This is a genomic window from Pseudalkalibacillus sp. JSM 102089, from assembly GCF_041366475.1.
GTDB lineage: Bacteria > Bacillota > Bacilli > Bacillales > Guptibacillaceae > Guptibacillus > Guptibacillus hwajinpoensis_B.
The window spans coordinates 113802-128223 of the sequence record NZ_JBEWYW010000010.1 but is presented as its reverse complement, the minus strand read 5'-3'; the positions used below and the strand labels follow the sequence as shown (position 1 = coordinate 128223).

Here is a 14422-nt window from a genome sequence, read left to right as displayed (position 1 = left end):
AAGGGTATCCTAGAGACCCTTGAAGATACTCCATCACAACTTCTAATTTAAAATTCTCACTATACTTTGACATACAAAAACACCCCGGAAGTTAGTTTTTTAACTCTAACTTCCGGGGTGCACTACCTTTGCGGCTTGCTTTTTTTGTCGAATTTAAGCGAATGGTGTTTTTTTCCTATATAGCATTGGCGTACGATAAAATTCATATTATGATAATTAGAGAAAAGGAGAAAATCTAGCCAAAATGCAGGATTTTAACAGGTTTTCTAGAATTGATAAAAATTAAAGAAGATTTACATAATAGGAGGCAATAATGGACTGGAAAAATGAATATCAAAGATGGGTATCAGCAACTTCGCTTGATGAAGAATTGAAAAAGGATCTTGAAGCATTAAAAGGACAAGACCAATCACTTGAAGATGCATTTTATAAAAATCTTGAATTTGGCACTGGTGGCATGAGGGGGGAAATTGGCCCAGGTACGAATCGAATGAATTTATATACGATTCGAAAAGCCTCTGAAGGTCTTGCGCAATACATAGATGCACATGGTGAAGCTTACAAGAAAAGAGGAGTAGCAATTGCTTACGATTCGCGTCACAAGTCTCCTGAGTTCGCTATGGAAGCTGCGAAGACACTTTCGAGCCATGGCATTCAAACGTATGTTTTCGAAGAACTCCGCCCCACTCCAGAGCTCTCGTTCGCGGTTCGAACTTTAAATGCTTGCGCTGGAATCGTTATCACAGCGAGTCATAACCCACCAGAGTATAACGGTTATAAAGTTTATGGAGAAGATGGAGGTCAGTTACCCCCTAAAGCTGCTGCAGAAGTGATTTCATATGTAGACGGTGTTGAGAATGAGTTAGAAGTGAAGGTTACGTCCGAACAAGAACTGAAAGAAAAAGGACTTATTCAAATGGTTGGCGCAGAAATTGATCGCCAATATGTAGAACAATTAAAAACGCTTCGCGTAAATCAAGAATTACTTTCTAAAATGGGCGAGCAATTAAAAATCGTCTTCACGCCTTTGCACGGAACAGCGAATATTCCTGTGAGGGAAGGTTTGAAAGCTTATGGATTTACGAATGTAACTGTTGTAAAAGAACAGGAGTTACCAGATCCTAATTTCTCTACAGTGTCTTCTCCAAACCCGGAAGAACATGCTGCGTTTGAATTAGCCATTCAATATGGGGAGCAGGAGGATGCTGATATTCTGTTGGCTACAGATCCAGATGCAGACCGTGTTGGTGTAGCTGTGAAAAACAAAGAGGGTAAGTATGTGGTCCTGACTGGAAATCAAACAGGTGCACTATTGTTGAACTACATCATTACTCAGAAAAAAGAAAATGGAGAGCTGCCGGAAAATGGCGCAGTTCTTAAAACAATTGTTACTTCTGAAATTGGTCGTAAGATTGCGGAGGATAACGGTCTTACTTCATATGATACGCTTACAGGATTTAAATTTATTGGAGAAAAGATTAAAGAATTCGAAACAACTGGGGAGCATACTTTCCTATTTGGCTATGAAGAAAGCTATGGCTATCTTGTTGGTGATTTTGTTCGAGACAAAGATGCTGTTCAAGCATGCCTCGTAGCAGCTGAAGTTGCTGCTTTCTACAAGTCTAAAGGAATGACGCTTTATGAAGGGTTGCTCGAAGTATTTGAACAGTATGGATTTTATCAGGAAGGTCTTGAATCGTTAACACTGAAAGGAAAAGAAGGGGCAGAGAAGATCGTTTCTTTACTTGCGAAATTCCGTGAAGAGCCGCCTACTGAAGCAGCTGGATTACGAGTACAAAGTGTAGAGGATTATGAGACAAGCAAAAGAACGTTTTTAGTTAGTGGTGAAAGTGAGCAAATTGAATTGCCTACTTCAAATGTATTGAAATATATTTTAGAAGATGGATCATGGTTCTGCCTTCGTCCTTCAGGAACTGAGCCGAAAGTGAAATTTTATTTTGGCGTAAATAGCGATAATCTTGAAAACAGTCAAAGTAAATTGGCTGAACTTAGATCCTCCGTTATGGGTAAGGTTCAAGAACGTTTGGGATAATATAATAATGAAAAAGAAAACCAGGACAAATCTCTCGTCCTGGTTTTCTTGATGAGTTTCCTCTAAAAGCACAACATGTGTCTTATGTAAAACTTAGACACGAAAAAAAATCGGCTAGTTTCGCCGATTTTTCTACTATTGGTGAAGTTGTTGTTTATTCAATTGATGTTCGTATTCAGCTTTGTTCATACGAATGAGATGAAATACTTTGTCTTTCGTTTCGCTATCTAGTTTCTCGAGAATTTTACCTGCTTTATACTCGTTTGAGGTAACAATCTTTCGGTAAATTTTAGATAACCGTTTATCATCTTCGGATAAATCCAAAAGGCACTGCCTCCTTATAATGAACTAAACCTTTTTCCTATCCTTAAATTACGATTTATTTTACAATATATGAAGAGAAGTAGCAAGAAATTAATTTATTTTTGACAGAATATTCTTATTCATAGAAACATAAATGATCACGAAAGGGAGTTATATCATGGAATATACAAATGAAATGAAAAACCGTTTAAAAAGAGTTGAAGGTCAAATTCGTGGCGTTCTTCGTATGCTTGAAGAAGAGAAAGATTGCAAAGATGTAATTACTCAGCTATCTGCTAGCAGAACGGCGATTGACCGTACGATAGGTTTAATAGTTGGTTCTAATCTAGAGGAGTGTATTCGTGAACAGCTTGATAAAGGCGAGTCTACAGAAGATGTTGTAAAGGAAGCTGTTCAACTTCTCGTTAAGAGCCGTTAAGGATTATTAGGATATTCAATAAAATATCTTGATAATCCTAGTACCTTTTTACAATGGATACACGACTCAATAAATCATACCCCTCCTTGGTTTTCAAAAGTAAGATGGGAAATGTTCTGTGACAATAGCTGTCTTAAGTAATGGGTATAGTCCCACCTAAAATCGGTATGATAGTGAATAATGGATAAACTCTGCTATTTACAACATTTGTGCTTACGAAGCTGTGTTAATTGGGCATTTAGTCAATGTTCTTTGGTAAAAGGAGGAGCTAATGAGAAATTTGATAATCGGGATCGTCGTCCTTAGTGGTTTTTTAGCTTTTGGTTTGCAAGTTTTTACGGATAATAAGAATGTTAACGTTATAAATCAAGCAGAACCAGCGAAGCAAGTGTCAGGAGCTGTTGAAGTAGGATTGCAAAAAGGAGATAAGGCACCTGATTTTACATTATATTCTCTAGAAGGGAAAGAAGTGAGCCTCTCTGATTACAAAGGGAAGGTAACTTTTATTAATTTCTGGACGACCTGGTGCCCCCCTTGTAAAGAAGAAATGCCGGATATGCAGGAGTTTTATGAAGAAAAGGCAGAAGAATACGATGCAGAAATTCTTTCTATAAATATAACGACCAACGAATCTTCTTCTCAAGTTGTGGAGAATTTTGTGAAAGAATATGCTCTTACCTTTCCAGTATTGTTGGATGAAAATGGTGAGCAAACAAATACTTTCGCTACTATAACAATTCCAACGACGTATTTAGTTGACAAAAATGGTATAATAATGAAGAGGATAATAGGTCCAATGAGTAAAGAACAAATGGTTGAGTTGGCATCTTCAGTGGAATAAAAGATGTTTTATTAGGAAAGGTATGAGCTACCGTTCGCTCGATCGTTCTTTAAAAAAAACGATGTATTAAAATAGCGAAGGATAAACAGTTGACGCATAAGGGGGGAGTGAACTGTGACTAATTTAGGATTTGGTGTCATGTTGTTTTTGATGTTGGGATTTGTCCAGTATAGCTGGATTTATGAGCCGGTGAATGGGGTTGGGATTGAATTTAAATCAAAATGGTCCTACATTTCGATGTCGGTTTTTCTTGGTTTACTTGTGGGTTATCTCATTACGACGGGGATCTATCAAATTTATTAGAGTAATACGAATGCCATAAATTATTTTCGCATCTCTTTCCCATGCTTCATTTGTAGTTTTACAACTCTTATTGACGAGACGGGAAATAGGGCTTATGATTTAAGTATACTAAAACTAGCCTCAGGCAGGTTAGACGGCGATTTTTCTGAAAGAAGAACCTTTCATTTTCATCGCCCTTTGTCGATTGTTCGACAGGGGGCGATTTTTTTATTGTCTTATTTTTACACCATTCATTGAATTCCTTTAAAAAAGGTAAGCATGAGATAAATGATGGGAGGATCATCGAATGTGGAAATATGTATTCCTCGTTTTATTTGCAGGATGTAGTTTAGGTTCATTGTCTACAATTACGAAAATAGGGATTTCTAAAGGCTTCTCAGTAGGAGAATTATTAGCTGGACAATTCTTTATTGGATGGCTCGTTCTAATAGTTCTCGTTGTTCTTTCTAAGAAAAAACTAAAATTACAGGGTTTAAAATTTATTCTAATCGGTGGAGTGGCCATCGGTTGTGTTTCTATTTTTTATACGCTTGCTGTATCCAAACTGCCAGCTTCAATTGCGGTGCTTCTTCTCTTTCAATTCACTTGGATCGGCCTCCTACTTGATTCTCTCAGTCAAAAAAGATGGCCAGAACCTAAATCGTTAGTATCAGTTATTATTCTCCTCATAGGGACATTTCTAGCGAGTGGAGTCTTAGGAGCTAAGGAATTCACTTATGATCCGATCGGTATTTTACTGGGTCTTCTTGCAGCAATTTGTTTTGCCATCTATATTTTTATTATGAGTAAAACGTCAGCAGAAGTTCCTGCTGTTCAAAAAAGCTTTTATATGGTTACAATAGCTGGTATTCTCGTCTTAACTGTGTTCTCTCCCGAGTCACTTTACCAAGGGAACCTATCAGGTGAATGGTGGATGTTTGGTTTGTTTTTAGCGCTTCTCGGAAATATATTTCCGGTATTATTTATGGCCATTGGTGTACCTAAAGTAGGTTCAAGTGTTGGAACAATTTTAAGTTCCTCAGAGCTTCCAGCGGCAGTGCTTTTATCGTCGGTTTTTCTTCACGAAGCGGTTCATCTTGTTCAATGGGGAGGCGTTTTGTTGATTTTGATTGGCATTGTCATCTCCCAGTGGAATGTAAGCTATGATCAACAGTCAGAAAAAAAAGCGGCATAATTCTCTGTAACTGACAAATACAAGTTCTAGAAAACGAAGGTATATCCTTATAACCTATTTTTGTAAAGGGGAAGTTGCGTAATGGATTTGTTACGTATTCAAGACACATGGATTGAACTTGGTATTGCACTCGGTATTTTCCTTCTTTTTTTAGTAATGAGGAAAATTTTCGCGAAATATATATTTAATGTTTTTCTTAAATTAAGTAGAAAGTCTTCTACAGAATTTTTCACACACCTCTTCCTTGCTTTTGAGAGGCCGTTACGAATGTTATTCGTAATAATTGGTTTGTATATTTCTGTACGTTACGTGTCATTCCTAGATCATCATAATGAATTTTATAAAGAGATTATGAGATCGTCGTTAATTTTTCTTACTGCATGGGGATTGTATAACCTTTCCTCATCGTCATCACTGTTTTTCCAAACAGTGAACAGCAAATATAATCTAAAAATTGATCAGCTTCTTATTCCGTTTTTATCAAAAACACTTCGTCTATTAATTGTTGCTATGACGTTTAGTGTTATCGCAGGTGAATTCGGTTATGACGTTAACGGCTTCATTACTGGGCTTGGACTTGGAGGTTTAGCTTTTGCTCTTGCTGCAAAAGAGACGATTGAAAACTTCTTCGGTGGAATAGTGATCATTACTGAGAAGCCATTTTCGATCGGTGAATGGATTAAAACACCGAGTGTAGAAGGCGTGGTTGAGGATATTACGTTTAGAAGTACTAAAATTCGTACGTTTGCCCAGGCGCTTGTGACAGTTCCGAATGCGCGATTAGCGAATGAAAATATTACGAACTGGTCCAAAATGGGTAAGCGGCAAATTACCTTTCATTTAGGAGTAACGTATAATACGCCATCAGAAAGGCTTGAAACGTGTATTAATCGAATCGAGAAAATGCTACGCGATCATGAAGAAATTCATCCTGAAACTATATTTGTGTCATTTGATGAGTTTAATCATAGTAGCCTTGATGTTTTTCTTTATTTCTTTACCAACACAACCACGTGGGGGGACTTTTTGAATGTAAAACAAGATGTGAATTTCAAAATTATGAAAATAATGGAAGAAGAACATGTTGCTTTTGCATTTCCTACACAAACTCTCCATGTGGAAACGACTTCATCACATGAAGAAGAGAAAATGTATAACTAAGAGAAAAGGCAGGTCCTCCATGGAGAGACCTGCCTTTTCTTATGCGCTTTTTGTAAGGGCTTTTTGCTCTTTTGTAGAAGGTTTTCTTTTGCTCCAAATGGTAGCTAGAATCGGACCAGAGATGTTATGCCATACACTAAAAATAGCGCTTGGTACTGCGGCGATGGGATTAAAATGCGCAGCAGCAAGTGCTGCGCCAAGACCAGAATTTTGCATCCCGACTTCAATCGAGATCGCGCGTTGATCGGGTTCAGGGAGTTGAAGTAATTTGGCAAGAAAGTAGCCAACGACAAGGCCGAGTATATTATGGAGTATAACAATTGAGAAAATAATGAGTCCCGTTTCTGCAATCCGGTCTTTGCTTGCACCCACAACTGCTGCAACAATAGCGACGATGGAGATAACTGAAACAAGCGGAAGGACTTTAACACTCTCAGCAACTTTTTCTTTAAAAATCAGTTTTACACCAAAGCCAAGTGTAATGGGAATAACGACCATTTGAAAGATGGAAAGGAATAGATCACCTGCAGATACAGGTAACCATTGACTCGCAAATAAGAGAACGAGTGCAGGTGTTATTAAAGGAGCTAGTAGCGTAGAAACGGCTGTAATCGCTACTGATAAAGCTGTGTTTCCCCTCGATAGGTAAGTGATGACGTTTGAAGCGGTACCCCCAGGACAACATCCAACTAGAATCACACCGACAGCAATTTCAGCTGGTAATTGAAAAATAACGGCAAGACCGTAAGCGAGGAAAGGCATAACAATAAATTGTGCAGCTACTCCGATGGCAACGCTTTTTGGTTGTTTCACTACTTCCTTGAAATCCTTTGCAGATAAGGTCATGCCCATGCCAAACATAATGACTCCGAGTAAGATCGTTATGTATGATGTAATCCACGTAAATCCATTAGGGAATATAAACCCGAGCACTGCAAAAAGAATGACCCAAATCGCAAAGGTATTCCCCGCAAAATGACTTGCCTTCTCAAGAGCTCTCATTTCATCACATCCTTAGAAAATTTAATCTTGATTATACGCTTATTCTTGCAATTTTCAATACAATCTGAAAATTTATTAAGCATTTTTGGATAACGATTTTTTTACGTTACTCATGAACCTACTTGTCCGGTCATACATATTAGTAAGCAATTCATTTAGGAGGGAATGACATGTCTACAGAGAAAGAAATCTTTTACGCTATAGAAGAGATTACAGAAATAGCAAAAGGGTTTGGACTCGATTATTACCCTATGCGTTATGAGATATGTCCAGCAGACATTATTTACACGTTTGGAGCATATGGAATGCCAACTCGCTTCTCACACTGGAGTTTTGGTAAGCAATTTCATAAGATGAAGCTACAATATGACCTGGGGCTAAGTAAAATCTATGAGCTTGTTATTAATTCTGACCCATGTTATGCCTTTCTGTTAGATACGAATAGTTTAATTCAAAATAAACTCATTATTGCTCATGTACTTGCTCACTGTGACTTCTTCAAGAATAATATTCGTTTTTCAAATACGCGAAGAGATATGGTTGAGAGTATGACAGCAACCGCTGAACGGATCGCTTATTATGAGCATCACTATGGTAAGGCTGAAGTGGAGAGCTTTCTTGACGCTGTTCTCTCCATACAAGAACATATTGATCCTTCTATAATGAGACCAAGATTGACGTATAACCTTCAAGATGAAACGCCGATTCCAGTGAAGCCTGATTCTCGATATAATGATTTGTGGTCAATCGATAAGGATGAGTTAGCGGACGAGCCAGCTCCGACTAAAAAGAAAAAGTTTCCACCGCAACCTGAAAAAGATCTTCTTCTCTTCATTCAGGAATATAGCGCGGAGCTTGAGGACTGGCAGCGAGATATTATGACGATGATGAGAGAGGAAATGCTATATTTCTGGCCACAGCTTGAAACAAAGATCATGAATGAAGGATGGGCAAGTTATTGGCATCAGCGGATTCTTCGTGAAATGGATTTAACGACGGATGAAGCGATTGAATTCGCTTCACTCAATGCAAATGTTGTGCAACCTTCACGAACACGTATTAATCCTTATTACCTCGGTCTTAAAATCTTTGAGCATATTGAGGAAGTGTATGATCATCCTACAGAGGAAATGAAGCGGCGCGGGTTCGAAGTGGGTAAAGGAAGAGAGAAGATGTTTGAAGTTCGTGAAGTGGAAGCTGATATTTCATTTATCAGGAATTACCTTACAAAGGACCTTGTATATAAAGAAGATTTGTATTTGTTCCAAAAGAAAGGACGCGATTACAAAATAGTTGATAAAGAATGGGAGCATATTCGTGATCAGCTAGTGACGATGAGGGTAAATGGTGGCTTTCCATATTTAACTGTAAGCGATGGGAATTACATGAAAGCTGGAGAAATGTACCTTCATCATTCTTTTGAAGAAACAGAGCTTGATCTTCAATATTTAGAGCGTGTTCTACCGTATGTACATCAATTATGGGGGCGCCCGGTTCATATGGAAACGCGAGTGGAGGATAAGGAAGTTCTCTTTTCATATGATGGGAAGAAGTTGCATCGTAGGTACTTGTAGCAAATGGATTTCCTGAGTGACTTAAGCGATCATTTCTGGCTGTATCTCCTCTCCATAACGCTAGCCGGTGCTTTAGGAGGGATTGGTAATATCCTGATCTCAGGTGAATTTCAACGGTTTCGAAAAGTAGTCAATCAACAAAATAATGCAGTCTATTATAATATTGGATCAATAAAAGAGCCACTAGTTGGTGGAATTGGTGGGATATTAACGACGTTATTATTTATTGAAACAGCTTCAGGTCAATACTTACTCTATTTAGCGCTACTTACAGGGTTCGGGAGCAGCGCTTTTCTAAAGCGTTATATCGAGCAAAAAACAGATCAAATTGTTGAACAAAATAACAACCGGCTTCAGAGTGAAAACATTCAAACGTATCACTACGAGAGCGAAACAAATGGCTCAGTTGTTAAAGGAATTATGAGTCCATCGCCAGTTTATTTAACTCAATCAGAGATAGAACGGCTTACAATCCTTCAAGCCAAGGTGGGAGAAGCAATAGGTCCAAAAGAAGCGAAGGTATATCAATGTGAAATTAATTCGCTTCTTAGCCTGGGAAAACAACGCTCATTTTAACCGATGCAACTATTGTGAAGATATGAGATCTATCGTATTATATATGTGATAATGCACATATAGAGGGGATCTCAAATGAAGAAGTTCATGAAACGACTGTTAGTTATCGTTCCACTGATATTACTAGTTCTTGCGATCGTCTTCTTCTTCTGGGCAAGAGCGTCTTATGAACCAACACAGGAAGCTTTAGAGTACATGGAAGAGTCAAATGAAAGTGAATTAACATTTGGATCACAACATGCTGACAAGGGGATTATTTTCTATCAAGGTGGCAAGGTAGAGGAAGAGGCATATGCTTTTTTAGCTCACCAGCTTGCTGAGGAAGGTTATTTTGTAGTGATCCCTCGTCTGACGTTAAACCTGGCTATTTTAGATGGCGATAAAGCATCTGAAATGATAAGTAGATATGACGATGTAGGGGAATGGTACATTGGTGGTCATTCTCTCGGAGGCGCTGTGGCATCATCATTTGCTATCGAACATCCTGATGAAATCCAAGGGTTGTTTTTCCTCGCAGCTTATCCGATTGAAGATATGTCTGAACTGTCTGTACCGACGCTTACGATCTATGGTGAAGATGATGGAGTTGCAATCCTATCTGATCAAAAAGAAAAAGAAGAGTTGCTCTCTTCTTTAGCAGAGATACACATTATTGAAGGGGGCAACCATGCCAACTACGGCATGTATGGTGAACAAAAAGGTGATAACCCAGGTTCCCTCACTTCTGATCAACAAATCAACGAGGCTGTTCAAACAATTACAAGGTGGATAGAAGAATAAACCAAAATAAAGAGCCGTCTATGATGGCTCTTTATTTTGATTTGATTTCTTTTGTTACAATTTACTTTAGTCAAGCGTGCCAAATATTTAGGGATTCTTTTTAAAGAAGCGGGAATAAGGAATAATACGTAAGAAGATTCTCAATAATGGATGATATAGGAAAGAGATTGACAGAGAGCGTATATGGGTTAAGATAGGGAATGTGATGAACCAACCCTCAGAGGGTATGGAAGAATGTATTACGTGAAAAGGCTGTGGATGCTTTGTTAAGATCTCGTTTTCGACGGATACGGTTAACTTCTGTTCAGTTAATCGTTTTGTTTTATTTAATAGCGGTAACGGTTTCTACCTTTCTAATTGGTTTACCGATTGCCCATCAACCTGGCGTGCAGCTATCCTTTATTGATGCCCTATTCACAGCCGTGAGTGCGGTAAGCGTGACAGGTCTTTCTGTTGTGTCGATTTCGGATACTTTTAGCGTACCTGGAATCTTTATTCTTGCTGCTGTCCTTCAAATTGGCGGAATTGGTATTATGACGCTGGGTACGTTTGTCTGGCTTGTGATGGGAAAGAAGATCGGATTGAAAGAAAGACAGCTGATAATGACTGATCAAAACCAATCCACATTGTCTGGTTTAGTACAATTGATGAAGCAAATTCTTGGATTAATTTTCATAATTGAATTAGTTGGCGCCCTTGTCCTTGGCACTTATTATCTTCGCTTCTTTGAGACATGGCAGGAAGCTTACCTTCAGGGGTTTTTTGCTGCAGTGAGTGCAACGACAAACGGCGGTTTTGATATTACGGGAAGTTCTCTTCAGCCATTTGCACATGACTATTTCGTTCAATTTATTCATATATTATTAATTATCACAGGAGCCATTGGTTTCCCTGTGCTAATTGAAGTTAAAAACTTTTTATTTGCTAGACAAAATAGCCATCGATATAAATTTTCTTTATTTACTAAATTAACAACAATGACGTTCTTTGTACTTGTAGTTTCAGGAGCGATCCTTATTTGGGCATTTGAAGCGAATTCATTCTTTGCCGGTAAGAATTGGCATGAATCGTTCTTCTATGCCATGTTCCAATCTGTGACAACGCGTAGTGGGGGCCTATCTACAATGGATGTGAATCAATTTCAAGAGCCAACACAGTTGTTGATGTCGGCCTTAATGTTTATTGGTGCTTCTCCAAGTAGCGTAGGTGGCGGTGTGCGTACAACTACATTTGCGATTGTGCTACTAGCTATTTTCTTCTTTGCAAAGGGTGGTACGTCAATTAAAGTGTTTGGACGGGAATTGCATCATGAGGATATTCATAAAGCCTTTGTTGTGTTTACCGTGGCCATTATCGTATGGAGCTGTGGAATTATTATGCTTTCCTTCTCAGAACCATATCCAATCGTGGCTATTATCTTTGAAGTGTCGTCAGCCTTTGGTACCACTGGTTTATCGATGGGCGTGACGCCAGGTTTAAGTACTTTTGGCAAAATTGTTATCATGTGTTTGATGTTCATTGGTAGAATTGGAATTCTTTCGTTCCTCTTCCTTATTCGAGGAACAGTTCTTCGGGAAAGATACCATTATCCAACTGAACGAGTGATTATAGGTTAATTATAAAAAAGCAAGGGGATATGATCCTCTTGCTTTTTTTGTGTTTAATTCTTTAAGTACTAATATTTTTGTTTCTAAACGCTCGTCTCCGCTTTTCGTGTCTAGCTGCAGCGGCCAGGGTCTCGATCGCTTCACCTCCCAACTCGAACACAAAAAACGTGTTCAATTTGGGAGGTTCCAGCGCTTGTCGACCCTAAACGGCCACTTTCGCTTTTCGTGTCTAGCTGCGACTCGCAGAAACTGCGATATTTCACTCTTTCACCAGAACACAAAAGGCGTGTTCTAGTTCAAGAGCTCCAATATCTCCGTTTCTAAACGCTCGTCTCCGCTTTTCATGTCTAGCTACGCGGGCCAAATCCTCTGGCTGTTTCGCCCACTCGAATGAGACAAAAAGCGTCTCAATCTCATGGGCTCCAACATCCTGCGGATTTAAGCAGGCCCGCTCCGCTTTTCATGGTCATATTTACCAAAAAAAATTGGTATATAAATATCGGGATTTCACAAACTAGTTGTACAAAGGAGGTGATTGACATGGCTCAACAACAAAACAGACAAGGAAGCTCTAACAACCTTGTAGTACCTGGTGTAGCTCAAGCTATCGACCAGATGAAGTATGAAATCGCTACTGAATTCGGAGTGCAACTTGGTCCAGATTCAACTTCTCGCGCTAACGGATCTGTTGGTGGAGAAATTACAAAGCGTTTGGTTCAAATGGCTGAACAACAGCTTGGCGGTTACCAAAAATAATTTTATACCATGGCTGTAAGGGGTGGACTTGTCCATCCCTTCTTACGTGATTCGATACATAGAAGGAGAGGGTAGCATGTCTTTTGAATGTCCACTCTGTAATAGCTTTGCTGCTATCCAGCTTGTTTGTCAGGTATGTGAAGATAAACTAACAGATAAGGGAAGAGAAGCAGAGTATTACGATGAGTACAGTGCCTATGAATCGATTGAGTCGACTAAAAAAATGGACGGATTCATAAGTAAAGCACATGAATGTCCTCATCTTCTATCATGTCCAACTTGTGGTTGGAATGATGTTTACTTAATTGAAGAATGGAGTACATAGCAAAGAGCTGCCTTGTCTGGCAGCTCTTTGTCTCCCTTTAGGAAGAAGGGATATATAGTTTTTTCTCAAGAATGCTTTGAATGACATTGAGAATCGTTGTAAAGAACCAGTAGATGAAAGCTGCTGTTAATAAGATTGGTAAGACTTTAAAGTTTGATGCGGCAATTTGATCTGCGTTATAGGTTAATTCTGAAATCGTAAGTACTGAAGCAAGAGAAGAGGCTTTAACGATATCAATTAATGAGTTCCACACCGGTGGAATGGCTCTTCTCCATGCTTGAGGTAGGATAACCTCTTTGTAAATTAACGATTTTTTCATACCGAGTGACATTGCGGCTTCCCATTGTCCCTTTGATAGGGAGAGGATAGCTGCGCGAAATGACTCTGAAATATAAGCACCAAAATGTAAAATAAGTCCAGTGTAGGCGGCCTGCCAGGCTGTTAATTGAATATCCACTGAAACAAGACCATAATACAAAATAAATAATTGAATAAGAAGAGGTGTGCCTCTAAAGAACGAGACGTACAATTTCGCTATTCCAGATGCGATTTTGCTTTTTGAAAGACGTAACAAAGCGATGAATAAACCAACTAATAGGGCACCAAATATTGAAAAGAAACTAAGTAGAAGTGTATTCTTCGCCCCTTCCAGAAGAAAGGGCAAAGAATTTATTAACACATCAGTTGTCTCACTCACTTACATTTTCTCCATTAAAATATTCTTTAGAGATGTCTGCAAGCGTTCCATCTTCTTTCATTTCTTGTAGTGCACCGTTGATCTTTTCAATAAGCTCTTCGTTTCCTTTTGGTAGGGCAAAGGCCATTTCTGTTTTGTTGAATGTTTCTCCAACGCCTTTTACTTTATAATCCTGTTCAGGAAGCTCCGTTAAAATGAAGAGACGATCATTCATCGCTGCTTCAATGTTACGTTCGTTACTAAGATCTGTTAATACCTGGTTAGCGCCCTTGTAGATTTTCGTTTCAGCACCAGCTTCTTCAGCAGCCTGAGCATAGTTACTTCCCTGGGTAGTTCCTACGGTTTTTCCTTCAAGATCTTCTATACCTTTAATATCATCGTTATTCTCGTTAACGATCACTTGTCCACCTGAATAAGTGTATGGTTCTGTAAAATCAAATTGCTCTTTACGATCATCCGTGATCGTTACTTGATTGGCGACCATATCGATGCGTTCTGTTTCAAGTGAAGAAAGAAGGCCTTTCCATTCAATCGCTTTAAATTCGGCTTTCATTCCGATACGATCGGCAACTTCACGTGCAACCTCGACATCGTAACCTGTAATTTCGTTATTATCATCTCGATAGCTGAATGGTGGATAAGTTGCTTCTGTTCCAATTAATAGGGTTTCTTGCTCTCCTGAACTACCTTCTTCGTTATTTTCAGTATTTTCATTGCTACCGCAGGCAGCAAGTACAGTAAGTGTTAATGCAAGCACCAACCCTAGCATCCATTTTTTATTCAAAATAACGTCCTCCTTTTAATTCCTACAAAATTGATGTGAATTATAAA

The 14422-nt window shown here is 38.8% G+C and carries 16 protein-coding genes; 12 read left to right on the top strand and 4 right to left on the bottom strand.

Going from position 1 to position 14422, the window contains the following annotated elements; translation table 11 throughout:
- Nucleotides 1-313 precede the first annotated feature (313 nt).
- Entirely contained in the window at nt 314-2053 is a 1740-nt protein-coding gene (locus tag ABVF21_RS18510; protein ID WP_371018739.1) for a phospho-sugar mutase, read from the top strand.
- A gap of 135 nt (nt 2054-2188) precedes the next feature.
- Here the strand turns inward: ABVF21_RS18510 and ABVF21_RS18505 are convergent, their stop codons facing one another.
- Nucleotides 2189-2377, bottom strand: a complete 189-nt coding sequence (locus ABVF21_RS18505; protein WP_194220044.1) for a hypothetical protein — start codon at nt 2375-2377, stop codon at nt 2189-2191.
- A gap of 157 nt (nt 2378-2534) precedes the next feature.
- Between ABVF21_RS18505 and ABVF21_RS18500 the strand changes: the two genes are divergently transcribed.
- The 5 genes from ABVF21_RS18500 (at nt 2535) to ABVF21_RS18480 (ending at nt 6274) form a co-directional block, all read left to right on the top strand.
- The gene (locus tag ABVF21_RS18500; RefSeq protein WP_194220043.1) at nt 2535-2795 is read left to right on the top strand and encodes a metal-sensitive transcriptional regulator; all 261 of its coding nucleotides are present in this window, start codon (nt 2535-2537) and stop codon (nt 2793-2795) included.
- A 271-nt stretch (nt 2796-3066) separates the two neighbouring features.
- On the top strand, nt 3067-3636 hold the full coding sequence (locus ABVF21_RS18495; protein ID WP_283153057.1) for a TlpA family protein disulfide reductase: 570 nt from the start codon (nt 3067-3069) through the stop codon (nt 3634-3636).
- A gap of 114 nt (nt 3637-3750) precedes the next feature.
- Entirely contained in the window at nt 3751-3939 is a 189-nt protein-coding gene (locus tag ABVF21_RS18490) for a hypothetical protein (protein ID WP_194220041.1), read from the top strand.
- A 286-nt stretch (nt 3940-4225) separates the two neighbouring features.
- Nucleotides 4226-5113 carry an EamA family transporter gene (locus tag ABVF21_RS18485; protein ID WP_303533211.1) on the top strand — a complete coding sequence of 296 codons (888 nt, stop codon included), beginning with the start codon at nt 4226-4228 and terminating at the stop codon, nt 5111-5113.
- A gap of 81 nt (nt 5114-5194) precedes the next feature.
- The gene (locus ABVF21_RS18480; protein WP_371018738.1) at nt 5195-6274 is read left to right on the top strand and encodes a mechanosensitive ion channel family protein; all 1080 of its coding nucleotides are present in this window, start codon (nt 5195-5197) and stop codon (nt 6272-6274) included.
- A gap of 39 nt (nt 6275-6313) precedes the next feature.
- Here ABVF21_RS18480 and ABVF21_RS18475 read toward each other — a convergent pair whose 3' ends face one another.
- Nucleotides 6314-7276, bottom strand: a complete 963-nt coding sequence (locus ABVF21_RS18475; protein ID WP_283153054.1) for a bile acid:sodium symporter family protein — start codon at nt 7274-7276, stop codon at nt 6314-6316.
- 170 nt (nt 7277-7446) lie between these two features.
- Between ABVF21_RS18475 and ABVF21_RS18470 the strand changes: the two genes are divergently transcribed.
- The 6 genes from ABVF21_RS18470 to ABVF21_RS18445 all read left to right on the top strand — a co-directional run bounded on the left by ABVF21_RS18470 (nt 7447) and on the right by ABVF21_RS18445 (nt 12894).
- Nucleotides 7447-8850, top strand: coding sequence for a SpoVR family protein (locus tag ABVF21_RS18470; protein WP_283153053.1), 1404 nt, complete (start codon nt 7447-7449; stop codon nt 8848-8850).
- Between the two features lie 3 nt (nt 8851-8853).
- On the top strand, nt 8854-9426 hold the full coding sequence (locus ABVF21_RS18465; RefSeq protein ID WP_194220036.1) for a hypothetical protein: 573 nt from the start codon (nt 8854-8856) through the stop codon (nt 9424-9426).
- Nucleotides 9427-9501: 75 nt separating this feature from the next.
- Complete coding sequence (locus ABVF21_RS18460; protein WP_283153052.1) at nt 9502-10206, top strand: alpha/beta family hydrolase; 705 nt, start codon at nt 9502-9504, stop codon at nt 10204-10206.
- Between the two features lie 263 nt (nt 10207-10469).
- Nucleotides 10470-11822, top strand: coding sequence for a TrkH family potassium uptake protein (locus ABVF21_RS18455; RefSeq protein WP_306558451.1), 1353 nt, complete (start codon nt 10470-10472; stop codon nt 11820-11822).
- Between the two features lie 531 nt (nt 11823-12353).
- Nucleotides 12354-12569, top strand: coding sequence for an alpha/beta-type small acid-soluble spore protein (locus ABVF21_RS18450; RefSeq protein WP_194220033.1), 216 nt, complete (start codon nt 12354-12356; stop codon nt 12567-12569).
- Between the two features lie 76 nt (nt 12570-12645).
- Complete coding sequence (locus ABVF21_RS18445) at nt 12646-12894, top strand: hypothetical protein (RefSeq protein ID WP_194220032.1); 249 nt, start codon at nt 12646-12648, stop codon at nt 12892-12894.
- Nucleotides 12895-12931: 37 nt separating this feature from the next.
- Here the strand turns inward: ABVF21_RS18445 and ABVF21_RS18440 are convergent, their stop codons facing one another.
- Entirely contained in the window at nt 12932-13591 is a 660-nt protein-coding gene (locus ABVF21_RS18440) for an amino acid ABC transporter permease (RefSeq protein WP_194220031.1), read from the bottom strand.
- Nucleotides 13584-14375 (bottom strand): transporter substrate-binding domain-containing protein, encoded by a 792-nt coding sequence (locus ABVF21_RS18435; RefSeq protein ID WP_242057316.1) that lies wholly within the window; start codon nt 14373-14375, stop codon nt 13584-13586. Before ABVF21_RS18435 ends, ABVF21_RS18440 begins: the two co-directional genes overlap by 8 nt.
- Nucleotides 14376-14422 lie beyond the last annotated feature (47 nt).

Bases quoted from the DNA above. Each gene is read 5' to 3' on its own strand.
- ABVF21_RS18460 (WP_283153052.1), top strand. From the start codon at position 9,502: ATGAAGAAGTTCATGAAACGACTGTTAGTTATCGTTCCACTGATATTA.
- ABVF21_RS18465 (WP_194220036.1), top strand. From the start codon at position 8,854: ATGGATTTCCTGAGTGACTTAAGCGATCATTTCTGGCTGTATCTCCTC.
- ABVF21_RS18450 (WP_194220033.1), top strand. From the start codon at position 12,354: ATGGCTCAACAACAAAACAGACAAGGAAGCTCTAACAACCTTGTAGTA.
- ABVF21_RS18495 (WP_283153057.1), top strand. From the start codon at position 3,067: ATGAGAAATTTGATAATCGGGATCGTCGTCCTTAGTGGTTTTTTAGCT.
- ABVF21_RS18500 (WP_194220043.1), top strand. From the start codon at position 2,535: ATGGAATATACAAATGAAATGAAAAACCGTTTAAAAAGAGTTGAAGGT.
- ABVF21_RS18475 (WP_283153054.1), bottom strand. From the start codon at position 7,276: ATGAGAGCTCTTGAGAAGGCAAGTCATTTTGCGGGGAATACCTTTGCG.
- ABVF21_RS18470 (WP_283153053.1), top strand. From the start codon at position 7,447: ATGTCTACAGAGAAAGAAATCTTTTACGCTATAGAAGAGATTACAGAA.
- ABVF21_RS18445 (WP_194220032.1), top strand. From the start codon at position 12,646: ATGTCTTTTGAATGTCCACTCTGTAATAGCTTTGCTGCTATCCAGCTT.
- ABVF21_RS18510 (WP_371018739.1), top strand. From the start codon at position 314: ATGGACTGGAAAAATGAATATCAAAGATGGGTATCAGCAACTTCGCTT.
- ABVF21_RS18480 (WP_371018738.1), top strand. From the start codon at position 5,195: ATGGATTTGTTACGTATTCAAGACACATGGATTGAACTTGGTATTGCA.
- ABVF21_RS18485 (WP_303533211.1), top strand. From the start codon at position 4,226: ATGTGGAAATATGTATTCCTCGTTTTATTTGCAGGATGTAGTTTAGGT.